We start from the raw sequence: 17,000 nt of genomic DNA, 5'->3' as shown, positions 1-17,000 counted from the left end.
CTCTTTGCTCTTTAGCATCTTTGCGCGAAACAAAATCTTTGTAAGCAAAATGTTGGGTTTCCTTTCGTCAACCCAACCTACTAAAAACCTTGATAACTTGAGGAAATAACTACCGTGACAACATTTAATACGGTACTCAACAAACCCAACAACGGACTTACCTTCTCCCACATTTCCCAACATCAAACCCAAGCTTGGAGAGGTTCATTAGATTATATTGCCTTTGAACAAAACGCCATCAAACAAAAACTACTCACCCTAGAAAAACCCTGTCATATAGTCAAAATAGCAGGTAACATTGGCGTAACCAACGACGGATATTTAACACCTGCTAACAACGGTGCATCCGAACAAGCAGAACTATTAATATCATTACCAGCATTAGAACTGCAACAATTTGGCGATCGCTCTTTCCTCTCCACCTATAATGTAAAATATGCCTACATGACTGGTGCAATGGCTGGGGGAATAGCATCCGAAGAAATGGTCATTGCACTAGGAAAACAACAACTTTTAGGTTCATTTGGTGCAGGTGGTTTACCTCCAGAACGCCTAGAAACAGCCATTCAAAACATCCAAACTGCCCTACCCAATGGACCTTATGCTTTTAATTTAATTCACAGTCCCAACGAACCAGCAATAGAACGTCGCGCCGTAGAATTATACTTAAAATATGGCGTTACCACTGTCGAAGCATCAGCATTTTTAGACTTAACTCCTAACATTGTTTATTATCGCATTGCCGGATTAAGTTTAAATTCTAATCATCAAATTGAAATCAAAAATAAAGTCATTGCCAAAATTTCTCGGCGTGAAGTTGCTACCAAATTTATGCAGCCACCCCCAGAAAAAATGGTTAAAGAATTACTTGCCCAAGGATTAATTACCGAACTGCAAGCAAATTTAGCCAGCAAAGTTTCAATGGCTGATGATATTACCGTAGAAGCTGATTCTGGCGGTCATACAGATAATCGTCCCCTCGTATGTTTACTACCTTCAATTATTAGTTTGCGGGACGAAATTCAAGGTAAATATAATTACGAAAAACCGATTAGAGTGGGAGTAGCAGGAGGCATTGGTACACCAGAATCCGCCCTAGCTGCATTTATGATGGGTGCGGCTTATATAGTCACTGGTTCTATCAATCAATCTTGCATAGAATCGGGAGCTTGTGAATACACCAAAAAGTTATTAGCACAAGCAGAAATGGCAGATATGATGATGGCTCCTGCTGCTGATATGTTTGAAATGGGAGTCAAATTACAGGTCTTAAAACGGGGAACAATGTTTCCCATGCGGGCGCAAAAACTATATGAATTATACCGCAGTTATGACTCAATTGAAGATATTCCCCAAGCAGAAAGAGAGAAGTTAGAAAAACAAATCTTCCGTAAAACTATCGCCGAAGTTTGGGAAGGAACAGCCGCTTATTTATCACAGAAAAACCCGGAAAAATTAGGTAAAGCTGTTAATAACCCTAAATTAAAAATGGCTTTAATTTTTCGTTGGTATTTAGGTTTATCTTCTCGTTGGTCAAGTAGCGGTGAAAAAGGTCGAGAAGTAGATTATCAAATTTGGTGCGGTCCTGCAATGGGCAGTTTTAACGACTGGGTAAAAGGTTCTTATTTAGCAGCACCTCAAAACCGTCATGTTGTTGATGTCGCCAATCACATTATGTTAGGAACTGCCTTTTTATATCGTATTCAAAACCTAAAATTCCAAGGTTTGCAACTTCCCAGTTTTTACAGTCAATATCAACCTCTTAACTCTAAATTGGAGATGTAAACATGAGTTTAACAACTACTTATAGTGCTGCTCAAATTCAAGATTTTATGGTGTCTAACTTAGCAGAAGTGCTAGGGACAACACCAGAAGAAATTGACGTTCAAGAACATCTAGAAAATTATGGTTTGGATTCTGCCCAAGCTATGATTATTATTAGTAAATTAGAAAATTTACTAGGTTTTAAACCCTCTCCGGTTTTATTGTGGCATTATCCCACCATCGCTGCGCTTTCTCAACGTTTATCAGAAGAAAATCCCGAAAATGCCCAGTTAGAAAACTCCAGCAATGGTACTGTTAATAATGTCAATATTCCTGTACCATTTTTAGATTTAGGTGTGGAAGTGGTACTAGATCCCACTATTCAACCAGTGGGTAATAATGCGATTGCTGTTACCAATCCTAAAAACATCTTTTTAACAGGGGGGACTGGTTATTTAGGGGCGTTTATTATTAAGGAACTTCTAACAGAAACCCCAGCAACTATTTATTGTTTGGTACGTGCTGCTGATGTTGCCGAAGCTAAGAGCAAATTAATCAAAAATCTCCAACAGTATGCCATTTGGGATGATCAATATAGTGAGCGTTTAATACCTATTGTTGGTGATTTATCGTTACTACTTTTAGGCATTAGTGCAGAACAATTTGACAATTTAGCTGCCAATATTGACACCATTTATCATAGTGGTGCTTTGCTGAATTATGTTTATCCTTATTCGGCATTAAAAGCAGCAAACGTATTAGGAACTCAGGAAGTTTTAAGGTTAGCTTGCAAAACCAAAGTTAAACCTGTACATTACGTTTCTAGCGTTGCTGTTTTTGAATCTACCGCTTACGCTGGTAAGGTAGTTAAAGAACAAGATAGCTTTGATGATTGGCAAGGTATTTTCTTAGGTTATTCTCAAACAAAATGGGTAGCTGAGAAGTTAGTTAAAATTGCTGGTGACAGAGGATTACCGATTACAATCTACAGACCACCTTTAATTGCTGGAGATAGCCAAACTGGGATTTGTAACACCCATGATTTTATCAATTTAATGATTAAAGGTTGTCTACAAATGGGATGTTTTCCCGATGTAGATTATATGTTGGATATGTCCCCTGTAGACTATGTAAGTAAAGCAGTAGTTTACTTATCTAGACAGGAAAAATCCATTGGTCAAGCTTTCCATTTGCAACATCCCCAACCCGCTTCTTTAAAATCATTGGTGGAATGGATACGCACCTTTGGCTTTAAATTAGAAATGATTCCCTACGAACAATGGCAAAATGAATTAATCAATAATGTCACTGACCAAGAGAATCCATTATACACCCTGAAACCCTTTTTATTAGAGCGTTGGTCTGATGAACAAATCACCATTCCTGATTTGTATTTGCAAGCAAGAAGACCAATTATTAGCTGTGAAGAAACCCTGGAAGCATTGAAAGGAAGTTCTATTGTTTGTCCGCAAATTGACTCACAATTATTAATCACTTACACCTCCTATTTAATGCAAACAGGTTTCCTGACTCTCGCATAATTATAGTCTTAAAAAAGTAGGGTGGGCATTCCCCACCTTACAATCTAATAATTTTAGGTGAATAACACCAGTTTATAATATGAACATCAAAGGTCAATTACAGTGTAAAGAAACTGCTCTTATTACTGGAGCAGCAAGTGGAATTGGCTACCAATTAGCCTGTATATTTGCCTCTGAGAATTACAATCTAGTCCTAGTAGATAGAAACGAAATCAAACTTTTAGAAATCGCTATTGATTTCAAGGAGAAATTTAATATTCTTGTCAAAACTATTGTTAAAGATTTATCTATACATACTTCTCCCAACGAAATTTTTACAGAATTGCAACAAGATAATATTCAAGTTGATGTACTTGTGAATAATGCCGGATTTGGTACTTATGGTTTTTTTAATGAAACCAGCTTGAATCATGAATTAGAAATGTTGCAGGTTAACTTAGTTTGTTTGACTCATTTAACTAAGTTATTTCTCAAAAATATGGTTAAGCAAGGTAGGGGGAAAATATTAAATGTTGCTTCTGCTGCTGCTTTTCAACCTGGTCCTTTAATGGCGGTTTATTTTGCCACTAAAGCTTATGTTTTATCCTTTTCTGAAGCTATTGCTAATGAGTTAGAAGGTACAGGTGTAACAGTAACTGTTTTGTGTCCAGGTTCAACTGTATCTGCATTTCATGAACGCACAGGAATGGCAGATTCTAAATTGTTGAAAGGTCAAAAAATGATGGATGCTCAAACTGTGGCTTTAATGGGATATGATGCCTTAATGCGCGGTCAAACTATAGTTATTCCCGGACTTTTAAATCAAATTCTGGCGAAAAGTGTCAGATTTTTTCCTCGAAAGATGGTGACAAAAATTGTTAGAAGTATGCAAGAAAATAACTAATATTCAGTTCGATTAAATACTTCAGGACTTACGCAAAACAGAACGAAAGTCATGGATAGGGAACAGGGGGAAGATGGGGAGGTAAATAACCCTATCACCAATAACCAGTCACCAATCACCTAAAATTACCACAGACTTTGATTGCTGTGATATTATAAGAGACTGCTGCATACATTTAGCGAAAATCGAAGTTTAATCAATCATGGCTCTCACGCAACAGCGCAAACAAGAAATTCTCTCTGGCTTCCAAGTACACGAAACCGATACCGGATCTGCGGATGTCCAAATCGCTATGTTGACTGATCGTATTAACCGCCTCAGCCAACACCTGCAAGCTAACAAAAAAGATCACTCCTCCCGCCGAGGACTATTAAAGATGATCGGACAGCGCAAGCGTCTTTTAGCTTATGTTCTCAAAAACGACCGGGAAAAGTATCAGGCTTTGATTTCTCGCCTGGGCATTCGTGGTTAGGAATTATTGCTTATGTCTGCTGAAGGATCAGAACGCAGTAATTTACCTTTTGAGCCAAATAAAAAGCGTCAAAAACCTGTAAAAACTAAAACTCAACCGATAGTAAAAACACAGGAATCTAATCAAAAGTCGCCACAGCAACCACCTTACACGAAAGAGGAAATGGCGATTCCTGAAGTGGTCAGCCAGCGGATGATCCGCAGAGTCGCTGCATTTTGTGGGATACCTACGGCTTTAGGTATTACTACTCTGGTGGTCAGCTATTTGTTGGTCAGTTACGCTCATGTCCAATTACCTCCCATCGCAGTATTATTGGTGAATATGGGATTATTTGGGTTAGGGGTTTTAGGCATAACCTACGGTGTACTTTCCGCCTCTTGGGATGTAGAAAGACCTGGTACTTTACTAGGTTTTGGTGAATTTAGTACCAATTGGGGCAGAATGGTCGAAGGTTGGCGAGAAACACGCAAAAAGAACGTCTGATCAACGGCGCTCAGGTATCTTGAGATAACTGCCATATTGGGTAAATTAGGAAATGACTCTTATCTGATTTATACCCAATATGCAGACAAAGTACCTGGCGCTACATTTTTTGTTTATTTTTTTGTTTAATGATTAACATATTAGGTGACAGGATTCAGGAGTCGTAGGGGCGAAGCATTCGGAAAATAGCTTTTTCATAAAATTGATAATTGGTCGCCCGAATGCTGATGCTTCCAGCACGCTTCGCGAACGCCCGTACAGGAAGTCAGGAGTCAGGAGAAATATAAACAGCTAACAAATAACCAATGACTAATAACTGAAAATAGTTTAGAAATAAGGGGATTTAAAGATGATTGTTGTAATGAAAGTTGGCTCCCCAAAGGCAGAAATAGATCGTTTAACTCAAGAATTAGCTGACTGGGGTTTAACACCAGAAAAAATTATTGGCAAACATAAAGTAGTAATAGGTTTAGTAGGTGAAACGGCGGATTTAGATCCCCTGCAAATTCAAGAACTCAGTCAATGGATCGAACAAGTTTTACGGGTGGAAGTACCCTATAAACGCGCTAGTCGTCAGTTCCGCCACGGTGAAGCTTCTGAGGTGGTGGTAAATACTCCCGATGGTCCTGTAATTTTTGGTGAACATCATCCTTTAGTTGTGGTTGCTGGACCATGTTCGGTGGAAAATGAAACCATGATTGTGGAAACTGCACAGCGGGTTAAGGCGGCTGGTGCTAAGTTCCTGCGTGGTGGTGCATACAAACCCCGAACTTCACCCTATGCTTTCCAAGGTCACGGTGAAAGTGCTTTGGAGTTGTTAGCAAAGGCGCGGGAAGTCAGTGGACTGGGAATCATTACTGAGGTGATGGACGCTGGAGATTTGGAAAAAATCGCCGAAGTTGCTGATGTGATTCAGGTAGGGGCGAGAAATATGCAAAATTTCTCTCTCTTAAAACAAGTAGGGGCGCAATCTAAGCCAGTGCTTTTAAAACGGGGAATGGCAGCAACTATTGAAGATTGGTTAATGGCCGCTGAGTATATTTTGGCTGCTGGTAATCCGAATGTGATTTTGTGTGAACGGGGAATTAGAACTTTTGACCGTCAGTATACGCGCAATACTTTAGATTTGTCTGTTGTACCTGTATTAAGAAAACTGACTCACCTACCGATTATGATTGATCCTAGTCATGGTGTGGGTTGGGCTGAGTTTGTACCTGCAATGGCAATGGCAGCGATCGCAGCTGGTACAGATTCTTTAATGATTGAAGTTCACCCCAACCCAGCCAAGGCTTTATCCGATGGACCCCAATCTTTAACACCAGACAGCTTTGATCAACTCATGTCAGAATTAGCAGTTATTGGTAAAGCCGTCGGTCGTTGGCCACAACCTGCATTGGCAATTGTGTAATATAACAGGTGACAGGTGACAGGTGACAGTAGAGATGAGGAGATGGGGAGATGCTCACAGGGATAGGTTTTTAATATTATCTGTTGAGGCAGGACCTGGAAGACAAGGAGGTATTGTAGACAAGGAAGATTTTATACAAAAAATGTACTTCGGCTTTGCTCAGTACAAGGTCTGTTGAGCGTCAGTTTTTGTTACCAATTGTACATTCTTGTTACGTATTTCCTCCCTTGTCACCTTGTCTGCCTTGTCCTCCAAGTCTTGCCCTCACGACAATGTAAAATACCTACCCTTGTGAGGGGAGATGGGAAGAAATATTTACCTCCTGCCTCCTGCCTCCTGCCTCCTATAAATTATCTTCTTCTTCTGCTACCAAAACCGGCTGAACGGCTACCAGAAGAACGGCCACTGCCAAAACTACTACCAGAATTACGGCGAGTAGAACTGGAATTACCAGAAGGACGGAGATTACTGCTACCAAAACCTGAACCTGTTGCTCTATTACCTGTATTCGTGCGGGTTGTGGTAGAAGTAGAACCCCCTGTGTTTCTGATCGAACCTGTAGTGCGGAAAGCTGTACGATTTCTTACGGCTGCGGGTGGTTCATTATACCGAGAACGATAACTGGAAACGGCTGCATCATAGCTAGAACCATATCCACCATAACCGGTCATAATTCCACCGGGCTGATAAACGGGAGGTACATAATATTGAGGTCTAAATAACAGACTACCAATAGCTTGACCTGCTATGTTACCAGCTAAAGCTCCAGCAAAAGGTGTCCAGAAGTTAGATTCTTGACGTACAATTACGGTTTCTTGTTGTCCGGTTTGGGGATTGGTTTTGGTTTCGGTGACGTTGTGAACGTACTCAATTTTAAAGTCTTCTGTCAGATATAAGGCTGGCTGACTATTTTCTACTTTGAGATAGGTTTTTTTACCTGCTTTGAGTTCTTCATCTGTCAACCGAGCCATTTGTAACTTTTCTGTGCTAAAGGTAGGCGGCTGACTACCAAGTAAAAACAGCGTATACTCCCCATTAGCATCATTGTAAGTAGCCTGTTGTACGTCGTACCGTCCATCATTTAATTTGGTGGGGGTTGCACTTTGGCTACTACTTTGGCTACTACTTTGAGTAGAAGATGTAGTTTGGTTTCCTCCCCCACAGGCGACACTTGTCAAGCACAAACTTAGTGCTAAACAAAAAATTGTTAGTTTACGCATTATAGTCCTGATCATTAGATAATTGTCCTTATGTGTTAGTTATCATTGTCGATGTTAGGTGTGATAACTAAAGAGTAACAACAAGTTACAATGGGATCAATTCTGGAAAATACTGCAACAATTGATCGTTTGTGAGTTCGTCTCCTAGCTGGGCTGGTGAGAAATGCACTTGGATAGCTCGGAGTTTATGGTTGTAGTGTAAGTTGATGAAAGCTTTCAATCCTTCTTTTAAGGCTTGGATGTTGGAAAGGTCTGTTTCTAATTCTGGTACTTCTCCTTCATAAGCCACTGTCACCATGATGACTACGTTGCGCGTTACAGGAATAGATAAAGGTTGATCGAAACCAGAGGAAGAACTAATATCAAATTCAGCGCCGTATCTTTGGGCGCAGTCGGTAAATAATTCATTGACATAATCTCCCGCTTCTCCTTCATTCCAAAAAACATCTCCTTCATTAGCTGCTGAAAGCCAGTATTGATCGTATCTGAGCAAAGTTTCACAAATTTCTACTAATCCTTCGCCCAAAACTTCTAAATCACCGTCAGCTTCAATCGCTTCTCTTGCGGCGCGGTTTAAAACTCCTAAAATTGGTGCTACTTCACTGCCGGCTAAATGCACAAATAGACGACAAACTACATAGCGAGTTCTACCCATCATTTTATTAAAAAAATTGCTCATTTTTCTTCTCCATATAATTTTCTTAGTTATAGCAGGAGTCAGAAATACAGATAATATTTCAAAGTTTAGTTGTTAAAGGCAAAAATGAAAATTGGTATTTTAGGACTGGGACTGATAGGCGGTTCATTAGGTTTTGATTTACGTTCCCAAGGACATTATGTTTTAGGAGTTAGCCGTCGTGAATCAACCTGTCAAAAAGCTGTTGATATTGGCAGTGTCGATCAAGCATCAATTGATTTGAGTTTGTTAGCTAGTGCTGAAGTTGTGTTTATTTGTACTCCTATAGGACTGATTGTGCCTCAAGTTGAACAGTTGGTTGCTCATTTGCCTGAGACTACTATTGTAACTGATGTAGGTTCAGTAAAAGCACCTATAGTCAATGCAATTTCTCCTCTATGGAAGAATTTTATTGGCGGTCATCCTATGGCGGGAAATACAGATGTGGGTATAGAGGCCGCACAGCGCAATTTATTTGTGAATCGACCTTATGTACTCACACCAATAGAAACAACCCCAACTACTGCCATTACTGTTTTAGAGGAAATTGTGCGATCGCTTGGTTCTATTATCTATCATTGTCAGCCAGAAAAACACGACCGGGCTGTGAGTTGGATTTCCCATTTACCTGTGATGGTTAGCGCCTCTTTGATGGCTGCTTGTTTGGGTGAAACCGATCCAGAAATTTTTCAATTAGCCCAAAACCTTGCTAGTTCAGGATTTCGAGATACCAGCCGCGTTGGTGCTGGTAATCCAGAATTAGGGGTGATGATGGCGCAATATAATCGTCAAGCATTAATCAATTCACTACATCAATATCGTCAAAACCTCGACATATTTATTAACGTGATTGAACAGGAAAACTGGGAAGTTTTAGAGCAAAAGCTCAAGTTAAATCAACAAAATCGTCCTAAATTTGTGGAATAGATAATATCCTGAATTATGTACGGGTTTAGCATTACTAAACCCCTACTAACTCCTGACTACTATACGGGTTTTATAAACATCAAATTTATGTAATTTTGTTGCTTGTTGAGATAATTTGAATTTTGTCTGAATCAGAATGTCCAGGATTTGAGGGTTTTCAGGATACGAACGCAGATAAACGCAGATAATAAAATCTTTTCAATCAACCATAATATTAATTATTGAGATATATCCTGAATAAAGAATTTACCTTAAATTTCACCTTCTCTTCTATTAGCACCTTTTCCACCAAACACCGACGATTTAAAGACTGTAAAACTTTGATAAATCTAGCATTTGATAATTCCAAATCAGTAGGTTTTTGAGAAATATCTATCGCTTCATTTTGTCTTGCTAACCAATTAATTATATGATATTCAAATTCTGACAAATGTTCTAAATGATTTTCTAATAGTGATTCTATATCTCCTAAAAATACCTCATCTTCATCTATTAAACATTGGTAAACTTGACCATTAAATAATTCCTTAATAGCTAATGTGATAATATTTAACCAACCAGGATGACCTTGATAAAGTTTGATTAATTCTTCCCATTTTTCATCATCTTTTAAACCTTTTTCTTTCAAGATGTCTTTAGAGGATGTTTGAAAAGTCCCTCATGATGTATCAAAAATTTTAGATCCCCCTAAATCCCCCTTGAAAAGGGGGACTTTAATTCTATTTCCCCCCTTATTAAGGGGGGTTAGGGGGGATCTGCAAGTGTATAAAGTCACCATCTAAAACTTTTCAAACAACCTCTTAGCATCTTCTCCTAAACCTTGCAGATGTAATGTTTTTGTATGTTGGTTTTCATTTTCTAAGGTTTCGATATCTGCGGGTTTTTCCCAACTGATTAAAATTACACAACTTTGATGATATGAATTTGCAATTTGTTGGAAAAATTTACTATAATCTTTGTATTCTGTTAAATATTGACCTGCGAAGTTACCAAATTGAAAAATATTCTCTAGGTCATCCATGATCACTAAACAACGAGATGATTTAAAATAATCTAGGATTTCAGGTAATGGTTTTGATAGGGATTGACAAAGGAATTGTTTAAGTTCGTTTTTAACAGTTATCAGTTTAGGAAGATTATCAAGACTGCGATAAATAATATAATCAAATTGTGTGGTAATTTCTGAGATTAATTTCAGTGTTAAGGCGGTTTTACCAATTCCACTTAATCCGTAAATTGTGATTAGTCTAGTGTGATTTTCTAATATCCATTGTTTGAGAGTGGCAATTTCTGAAGTGCGTCCATATTTATAGTTTAATTCTGGTGCTTTTGTAAGGTCAATTATTGGGGTTTGGTTTTGCGAAGAAGATGATTGATTTTGTATATCTTCTAAAGATTGGGAGTTTTCTCTACAGATATTGATACGGCTTTTATTTATATTAGGCTTACTAATAATCAATGAAGAATTACCATAATTGTAGATAGTAGATGCAGCTTGATTTTCTAAAATAGAATGAACATTACTTTGTTTAATATCTTCTTTAAAAACCTCAGATAGAAGTTTCCATAATTTTGATGGACAAATACCAGAATCAGGTTATCATTCTTCTAATATTCAACTACCACAACAACAGTTTCCCCAAGGACAAATCAAACCTGCACCTTCAGCCAAAAATGATGTTGTCACACTTTTAAAGTTAGCTCAAAGTAAAGGTGGTAGTATATCACTCACTGATGCAGTGATTGAACTTGCTCAACCTACTTCAGAAGTGCGCTCAATTTTAGAAACTATTTGTACTGATGGACTCATGGAAATTACCAACGATAAATCCACAGGAGCAATAATTTACAAATTACTATAAGTATAGTAGGGTGGGTTAATGAGGGCGTAACCCACAACAGTAAATTCTTAAATCCTGGATATCCTGATTCAGACAAAATACTAGATCCCGGACTTCTTAAAGAAGTCCGGGATATGAAGTATGTGGGTATTAATAAATTCAACATCCTGAAAATCCTGAAATCCTGGATATCCTGATTCAGACAAATTGATAAAATGAATAATCAGATTTACAAACCTAGAGGAATACGATCATCACCTTTCTCTAAAACCAGACGAAACCCACAAGATTGAACTATTTGCAAAAACTTACTAAAGTTAATATCATTTTTCTTTCCAGAACAAATATCTTGAATAACAGCAGGAGAAAGATTAACTTCTTTAGCTAATTGTTCAATAGAAATATGATCATTTTCCATGATAGAAACTAAAAATTCAGATAGTAAAAACTCCTGATATCCTGATGCAAACTTAGCTTGAAAATCATCATCTTGCATCATTCTATCAAAAGTTGATAACTGTTCATTCTTCTTCATAATATTTTCCTTCCTCATGACGTTGAATAAAAGCATTCATATATTGAATAGCTTTCTCTTTTTGATTGTTGGGTAGTTTTTGTGTTTTTTTCTGAAAAGCATTAGTGACAATAATTTTTTTACCAGTAAAAAAGAAACATAAAAATCTATCTGGTTGTGGTTTAAAAGCGTAAATTTTATCTCCTTCATTACGAAATTGCTCTTTATTACTTATTTTGCCAAAATCACCAATTCTTTTCACTAAAAATAAAAATTTTAATTGTTGTTGTTCGGATAGTTGATTAAAATACTCCAGAGCTTCACTTTTACCATGTTCATCAAAATACCACTCCAACTGAAAAACTGAACCAACATAAATTATATATTCTTTATTCATATAGCTGTAGCCAGAATTATTATGAAATTATTAATCCTTAACAACTGATAATAGCAAGGGTTTCACTCTAGCCTTCTGCTATAGCTCATGATTATAGCATATCTGTTTACAAATTAATCAAAGCAACTCAAATAGCATTTTATCAAAAAACACATCCTAAAAATCCTTAAATCCTGGACATTATCTCGACTTCGCTCGATAACCACCTGATTCTGACAAAATCACATCCTGAAAATCCTAATTCAAACAATTATTATCAAACACCCTTCACCCTAATCAAACCCCGATCAAAAACACGATTATTAGTACCAATACCACTCACCTCAATTCTATCTGCATACACATCATAAGCAGCAAAACTCAAATTACTTGTAGAATATTCAGTCCACTCAGAACGACCCACAGAACGATTTCCCGCACCCGCACCACAAGTTAAATAAGTTGTACCATTAATAGAACGAGTGCGTTCATAATGATGTTCATGACCATTAATATAAAGTTGCACACCGTACTTTTGAAATAAAGGAGTAAACGTCTTAATAAAATTCGCATTACTCCCATAAACACCAGAAGCATAAATCTGATGATGACCAAATACAATCTTCCAAGCAGCTTTACTTAAACTCAATTCTTTATCTAACCAAATTAGCTGATTTTTCCAGTCAGCATTCCCATTAGTATCTAAACCAAAAAACTGTACATTATCCCTAATAAATGTATAGTACCTTCCCTGCATATTGAACCCAGGATAATTTACCTGTGGAACACCATTATCAGTTCTAATATCGTGATTACCTAAACAAGCATGAAATTTCACACCTTTTTTCAACAAAGGTTGATAAGGACGTTCAAAAACTGCCCCTATTTTCTCAATTTCCCCATTGTTATAAATATTATCACCAGCTAAAATAACTAAATTATAGGGATTTTTTTGATGATAAAAATTCATCGCCCTAGCAACAGCATACTGTCCTTTAGCACCTGTTCCCGTATCCGCAACCGACACAAACCGCAATAACAAATCTTTTTGGTTGGAATTTGCAGCTATAGCAGTTTCTAAAAAAGGATTTTTAAGATTTTTATTCACAAACTTACCAGCAAACAAACCCGAAAACAACCCACTCAGACCACCTAAAACTAAAAATTCCCGACGTTTCATATTTATAAATCAATAAATCAACAAATCAACATCAATTATATGTCACAAGATAGAAAACGCAAACCCAGAAAAGAACAAAAAACTCCACCTGCTCCACAACCTTACCAAAAAAATCAACCAATTTGGAAAACAGCAATAATTCAATTTCTCCGAGGAACAATAGGAATTTTAGAAAATACAGTAGTCAAACTAGAAACAGAACCACCTCCAACTACTGAAAAAAAACCTAATCTTTTAGCAAGGGTTTTATTAGCATGGGATAAATTTTTACAAACATTCCGCTTGTTTTTACCATCCAAAGTTGCTAATAATGTATCAGATTTTACCTTAAACGCAATTTTTGCTATTTTTGCAGTGGTGATAGTCGGGGTTACAGCAGCTTTCTTGACTCCCAAACCTACTCAAGTAGCAACCATTCCCCCAGATATTCCTTTAGTTGCAGAAGTTCCCACACCCAAACCTATCCCAGAACCTACACCAGAACCCACATCCGAACCAGAACCCACACCAGAACCTACACTAGAACCTACCCCCGAACCTACACCAGAACCCACACCAGAACCTACACCAGAACCAGAAGCAGTACAATTAACACCAGAACAAGCTTTAATAGCAGCAATAGAACAGCAACTTGCGGAAATTACCGTTATCTCCGTACAAACCAAAGAAGATGAAAATATTGCTATTAATCTGATAAAATCAATCCAAGCTAATTTTCGCACCAGCGACTTAACCATAAGAATTAGTGATGATTGGTACACCTTAGAACCATCACAACAGCAACAATTAGCAGCGGATATATTAAAACGCTCTCAAGAACTAGATTTTACACATTTACAACTTGTTGATGCTGAAAATAAATTAATTGCACGTAGTCCCGTTGTGGGTAATGAAATGATCATGTTTAGTAAACATTCATGAATCAGGATTCATGACTAGCAAAATTTGTAGTTAAAAGTAACCATTGTGAAATTTGCATCTTATGAGATAAAATAGGTAATTTATCAGTTGAAAGACTCCTCTTTTAAATATGACCAAAACTTACACCGTCGAAATTAACCACCAAGGCACAATTTATAATTTGCAAGTTCCTGACAATGAAACCATCTTAGCTGTTGCAGAAACAAAACTTTTAGAGTTACCAGCTTCCTGTCATGCTGGAGTTTGTACAACTTGTGCTGCTTTGATCACTGAAGGAAGCGTAGATCAATCTGAGGGAATGGGTGTAAGTCCAGAATTGCAAAAACAAGGTTATGCTTTACTTTGTGTAGCTAAACCTCTTTCTGATTTAAAAATCGAAACAGACAAAGAAGAAGTAGTTTATCAGAAGCAATTTGGTAAAAGTTAGTCAACCGTTTAATGGGTAATTAAGTAATCAATGTTTACCAATTACCAATTACCCATCACCAATCACCCAAAATAGCTGTATTCTAGAAATAATCAAAACCCTATATTTTACCATCATGACCACTCATTTTATTACTGCCGAAATCGATCTCCAAGAAACACCCACAGAATTACAAAAAGCTATTGAAGCGGAATTAAAAAAACAAGGTGAACCCCTGCGCTGGGCGGTTACTTCCGTAGATACAGAACAGGAAAAAGCCACAGTAGAAGCAGTTGTCACCACAGCAAACGCTGAATAATTAAGATTAAGGCGTTGCTGAATGAGCATGAAAAAACTGAGAAATTTACAACCAGCAACTTTGCGCCTTTGCTCCTGTGTGCCTACCCTGCGGTATCTTCTGACGGAGATTGCGCGGAAACATAATTCATAATGCCATGATGCAACGCCCATATACAGCAATTTTAATTATACCTACCGGCATAGGCGCGTCCATAGGTGGTTATGCAGGTGACGCATTACCAGTAGCTAGAGTTATATCACAGGTGTGCGATCGCCTGATTACTCATCCCAATGTCCTCAACGGTGCAAGTTTATACTGGAACATTCCCAACTCTTTCTATGTAGAAGGATATGGTTTAGATAAATTTGCCGCTGGAGAATGGGGTTTAAGACCCGTGCATAGTAACCGAGTAGGTTTACTTTTAGACCAAGGACTAGAACCAGAATTAATGCTGCGACACCTGCAAACAGCAGACGCAGCCAGAGCCACACTAGGACTAAATCTTACAAATCATGTAATTACAGATGCCCCATTAAACGTAGAATTACGTATATCCTCATCTGGATCCAGTTGGGGAACAATCGGCAACCCAGACAGTTTATTGCGGGCAGCAGAAAAATTGATTAAAAAAGAGAAAGCAGAGGCGATCGCAGTAGTAGCCCGGTTTCCCGATAATATAGATGAACAAGCAACGCAAAATTACCGTCATGGAAAAGGCGTTGATCCCCTAGCAGGTGCAGAAGCCGTAATTAGTCATTTATTAGTGCGAACTTTTAAAATACCTTGCGCCCATGCACCCGCCCTAGCACCAGCACCCCCAGATCCCCACTTATCCCCCCGTTCCGCCGCCGAAGAAATAGGTTATACTTTTTTATCATGCGTCCTTGTCGGTTTAAGTCGCGCCCCTCAGTTTATCGTCAACAGAGAATTTATCAATTCTTTACAAGCAGACATTTGGGCAGATCAAGTAGATGCCGTTATAGTACCAGCAAACGCCTGTGGGAGTAGTACCTTACTAAGTTTAAGCCAGAAACAATGCCAAATAATAACTGTTACAGAAAATAAAACTTTAATACAAGTTCCTGCCCCAGCGTTAGGAATAAAATCTATAAAGGTAAACTCATATTTAGAAGCAGTCGGTGTCTTAGTCGCCCACAAAGCAGGTATTAATCCCTGGTCATTAGTCATTAGTCATTAGTCATTAGTCATTAGTCATTAGTTATTCTCCCCCTGCTCCCAGTCCCCAGTCCCCAGTCCCCAGTCCAGTCCTCATTATTTAAACGCCTGTGGTAGAACAACAAAAGCAAGAACCAGAAATTCCTGAACTCTCACGCACCCAAGTCCTGGTAGCTATGGGCGCAACAGCGATTATTTTATGGATAGCCGCCAAATTGTGGCTGCGCTTTGGTAACGTTGCCCTATTTAAGTTGTACTGGGAACCCCAGGATTTATTTTTGGGTTTGGGTTTGGGTTTAGTCATCACTGTTTTTAGTGGTTTAGCTTATCGCTTCTCTCCTCCCTATCGCAAAAGCGCAGATTATTACCTAGAAATGGTAATTAAACCGTTAGCTTTACCAGACTTGCTCTGGCTGGGGCTGTTACCGGGTTTAAGTGAAGAATTATTATTTCGCGGTGTCATGTTACCCGCTTTGGGCGCTGATCATGTAGCCGTCATGGTCTCCAGTCTTTGTTTTGGAGTATTACATCTCAGTGGTGCTGAACAATGGCCTTATGTAATTTGGGCAACTATTATCGGTATCATCTTGGCATATAGCGCCTTATTGAGTAGCAACTTGTTAGTACCAATAATGGCTCATATCCTGACAAATTGGCTATCTAGCTATCTGTGGAAAATTCGGCAATTATAGCAGGGGAATGGTGACTGGTGACTGGTGACTGGTGACTGGTGACTGGTGACTGGTGACTGGTGACTGGTGACTGGTGACTGGTGACTGGTGACTGGTGACTGGTGACTGGTGAAGGGGGAATTGGGAACGGTGTCGCAGTTAGGGATTGAGGAGCAGGTAGTGTGTCGTAAGCCGTCGATGGAGCACACCATCCTCTGTCACGATTGACAACGGTCGGTT

The 17,000-nt window shown here is 38.4% G+C and carries 21 protein-coding genes; 13 read left to right on the top strand and 8 right to left on the bottom strand.

Annotated features, from left to right (window positions below):
- Positions 1-114 precede the first annotated feature (114 nt).
- From FFR48_RS04960 to aroF, 6 genes are all read left to right on the top strand, one after another.
- Complete coding sequence (locus FFR48_RS04960) at positions 115-1,785, top strand: PfaD family polyunsaturated fatty acid/polyketide biosynthesis protein (RefSeq protein ID WP_137666563.1); 1,671 nt, start codon at positions 115-117, stop codon at positions 1,783-1,785.
- Positions 1,786-1,787: 2 nt separating this feature from the next.
- Positions 1,788-3,305 carry a thioester reductase domain-containing protein gene (locus FFR48_RS04955; protein ID WP_137666562.1) on the top strand — a complete coding sequence of 506 codons (1,518 nt, stop codon included), beginning with the start codon at positions 1,788-1,790 and terminating at the stop codon, positions 3,303-3,305.
- 79 nt (positions 3,306-3,384) lie between these two features.
- Positions 3,385-4,188 (top strand): SDR family NAD(P)-dependent oxidoreductase, encoded by an 804-nt coding sequence (locus FFR48_RS04950; RefSeq protein ID WP_137666561.1) that lies wholly within the window; start codon positions 3,385-3,387, stop codon positions 4,186-4,188.
- 202 nt (positions 4,189-4,390) lie between these two features.
- On the top strand, positions 4,391-4,660 hold the full coding sequence (gene rpsO / locus FFR48_RS04945; RefSeq protein WP_096572226.1) for a 30S ribosomal protein S15: 270 nt from the start codon (positions 4,391-4,393) through the stop codon (positions 4,658-4,660).
- A gap of 12 nt (positions 4,661-4,672) precedes the next feature.
- On the top strand, positions 4,673-5,143 hold the full coding sequence (locus FFR48_RS04940) for a PAM68 family protein (protein WP_137666560.1): 471 nt from the start codon (positions 4,673-4,675) through the stop codon (positions 5,141-5,143).
- A 349-nt stretch (positions 5,144-5,492) separates the two neighbouring features.
- The gene (aroF, locus tag FFR48_RS04935; RefSeq protein WP_137666559.1) at positions 5,493-6,551 is read left to right on the top strand and encodes a 3-deoxy-7-phosphoheptulonate synthase; all 1,059 of its coding nucleotides are present in this window, start codon (positions 5,493-5,495) and stop codon (positions 6,549-6,551) included.
- A 350-nt stretch (positions 6,552-6,901) separates the two neighbouring features.
- Here aroF and FFR48_RS04930 read toward each other — a convergent pair whose 3' ends face one another.
- Together FFR48_RS04930 and FFR48_RS04925 are read right to left on the bottom strand one after the other, a co-directional pair.
- Complete coding sequence (locus tag FFR48_RS04930; RefSeq protein WP_137666558.1) at positions 6,902-7,786, bottom strand: hypothetical protein; 885 nt, start codon at positions 7,784-7,786, stop codon at positions 6,902-6,904.
- A 70-nt stretch (positions 7,787-7,856) separates the two neighbouring features.
- Positions 7,857-8,450 carry a DUF1517 domain-containing protein gene (locus tag FFR48_RS04925; RefSeq protein WP_137666557.1) on the bottom strand — a complete coding sequence of 198 codons (594 nt, stop codon included), beginning with the start codon at positions 8,448-8,450 and terminating at the stop codon, positions 7,857-7,859.
- Positions 8,451-8,534: 84 nt separating this feature from the next.
- On the opposite strand from FFR48_RS04925, the gene FFR48_RS04920 reads away from it, so the two are divergent.
- Positions 8,535-9,374 carry a prephenate/arogenate dehydrogenase gene (locus FFR48_RS04920; protein ID WP_137666556.1) on the top strand — a complete coding sequence of 280 codons (840 nt, stop codon included), beginning with the start codon at positions 8,535-8,537 and terminating at the stop codon, positions 9,372-9,374.
- A 214-nt stretch (positions 9,375-9,588) separates the two neighbouring features.
- Here FFR48_RS04920 and FFR48_RS04915 read toward each other — a convergent pair whose 3' ends face one another.
- Positions 9,589-10,002, bottom strand: a complete 414-nt coding sequence (locus FFR48_RS04915) for a hypothetical protein (RefSeq protein WP_137666555.1) — start codon at positions 10,000-10,002, stop codon at positions 9,589-9,591.
- Between the two features lie 150 nt (positions 10,003-10,152).
- The gene (locus FFR48_RS04910; protein WP_201277575.1) at positions 10,153-10,833 is read right to left on the bottom strand and encodes an NACHT domain-containing protein; all 681 of its coding nucleotides are present in this window, start codon (positions 10,831-10,833) and stop codon (positions 10,153-10,155) included.
- A 280-nt stretch (positions 10,834-11,113) separates the two neighbouring features.
- Between FFR48_RS04910 and FFR48_RS29995 the strand changes: the two genes are divergently transcribed.
- Positions 11,114-11,236 carry a hypothetical protein gene (locus FFR48_RS29995; RefSeq protein WP_268932406.1) on the top strand — a complete coding sequence of 41 codons (123 nt, stop codon included), beginning with the start codon at positions 11,114-11,116 and terminating at the stop codon, positions 11,234-11,236.
- A gap of 208 nt (positions 11,237-11,444) precedes the next feature.
- Here FFR48_RS29995 and FFR48_RS04905 read toward each other — a convergent pair whose 3' ends face one another.
- The 3 genes from FFR48_RS04905 to FFR48_RS04895 form a co-directional block, all read right to left on the bottom strand.
- Positions 11,445-11,750, bottom strand: coding sequence for a helix-turn-helix domain-containing protein (locus FFR48_RS04905; protein ID WP_096572218.1), 306 nt, complete (start codon positions 11,748-11,750; stop codon positions 11,445-11,447).
- Complete coding sequence (locus FFR48_RS04900) at positions 11,737-12,126, bottom strand: type II toxin-antitoxin system RelE/ParE family toxin (RefSeq protein WP_137666553.1); 390 nt, start codon at positions 12,124-12,126, stop codon at positions 11,737-11,739. The genes FFR48_RS04905 and FFR48_RS04900 overlap by 14 nt, the downstream gene beginning before the upstream one ends.
- A 256-nt stretch (positions 12,127-12,382) precedes the next feature.
- Entirely contained in the window at positions 12,383-13,285 is a 903-nt protein-coding gene (locus FFR48_RS04895) for a metallophosphoesterase family protein (RefSeq protein WP_199291035.1), read from the bottom strand.
- Positions 13,286-13,324: 39 nt separating this feature from the next.
- On the opposite strand from FFR48_RS04895, the gene FFR48_RS04890 reads away from it, so the two are divergent.
- The 5 genes from FFR48_RS04890 (at position 13,325) to FFR48_RS04870 (ending at position 16,781) form a co-directional block, all read left to right on the top strand.
- Complete coding sequence (locus tag FFR48_RS04890; protein ID WP_137666551.1) at positions 13,325-14,206, top strand: hypothetical protein; 882 nt, start codon at positions 13,325-13,327, stop codon at positions 14,204-14,206.
- A 109-nt stretch (positions 14,207-14,315) separates the two neighbouring features.
- Positions 14,316-14,633, top strand: a complete 318-nt coding sequence (locus FFR48_RS04885; RefSeq protein ID WP_137666550.1) for a 2Fe-2S iron-sulfur cluster-binding protein — start codon at positions 14,316-14,318, stop codon at positions 14,631-14,633.
- 115 nt (positions 14,634-14,748) lie between these two features.
- Positions 14,749-14,931, top strand: a complete 183-nt coding sequence (locus FFR48_RS04880) for a DUF8621 family protein (RefSeq protein WP_137666549.1) — start codon at positions 14,749-14,751, stop codon at positions 14,929-14,931.
- 139 nt (positions 14,932-15,070) lie between these two features.
- Positions 15,071-16,111: a DUF3326 domain-containing protein gene (locus tag FFR48_RS04875; RefSeq protein WP_137666571.1), complete on the top strand. Its 1,041-nt coding sequence runs from the start codon at positions 15,071-15,073 to the stop codon at positions 16,109-16,111.
- A gap of 88 nt (positions 16,112-16,199) precedes the next feature.
- The gene (locus FFR48_RS04870; RefSeq protein WP_137666548.1) at positions 16,200-16,781 is read left to right on the top strand and encodes a CPBP family intramembrane glutamic endopeptidase; all 582 of its coding nucleotides are present in this window, start codon (positions 16,200-16,202) and stop codon (positions 16,779-16,781) included.
- Here the strand turns inward: FFR48_RS04870 and FFR48_RS04865 are convergent.
- On the bottom strand, positions 16,750-17,000 hold a 251-nt coding region (locus tag FFR48_RS04865; RefSeq protein WP_162501844.1), incomplete at its 5' end, for a hypothetical protein. The genes FFR48_RS04870 and FFR48_RS04865 overlap by 32 nt on opposite strands.

The organism is Sphaerospermopsis reniformis, assembly GCF_005402885.1.
GTDB lineage: Bacteria > Cyanobacteriota > Cyanobacteriia > Cyanobacteriales > Nostocaceae > Sphaerospermopsis > Sphaerospermopsis kisseleviana.
The sequence above is the reverse complement of the archived record's forward strand: the minus strand, read 5'-3'. Positions and strand labels throughout refer to the sequence as shown.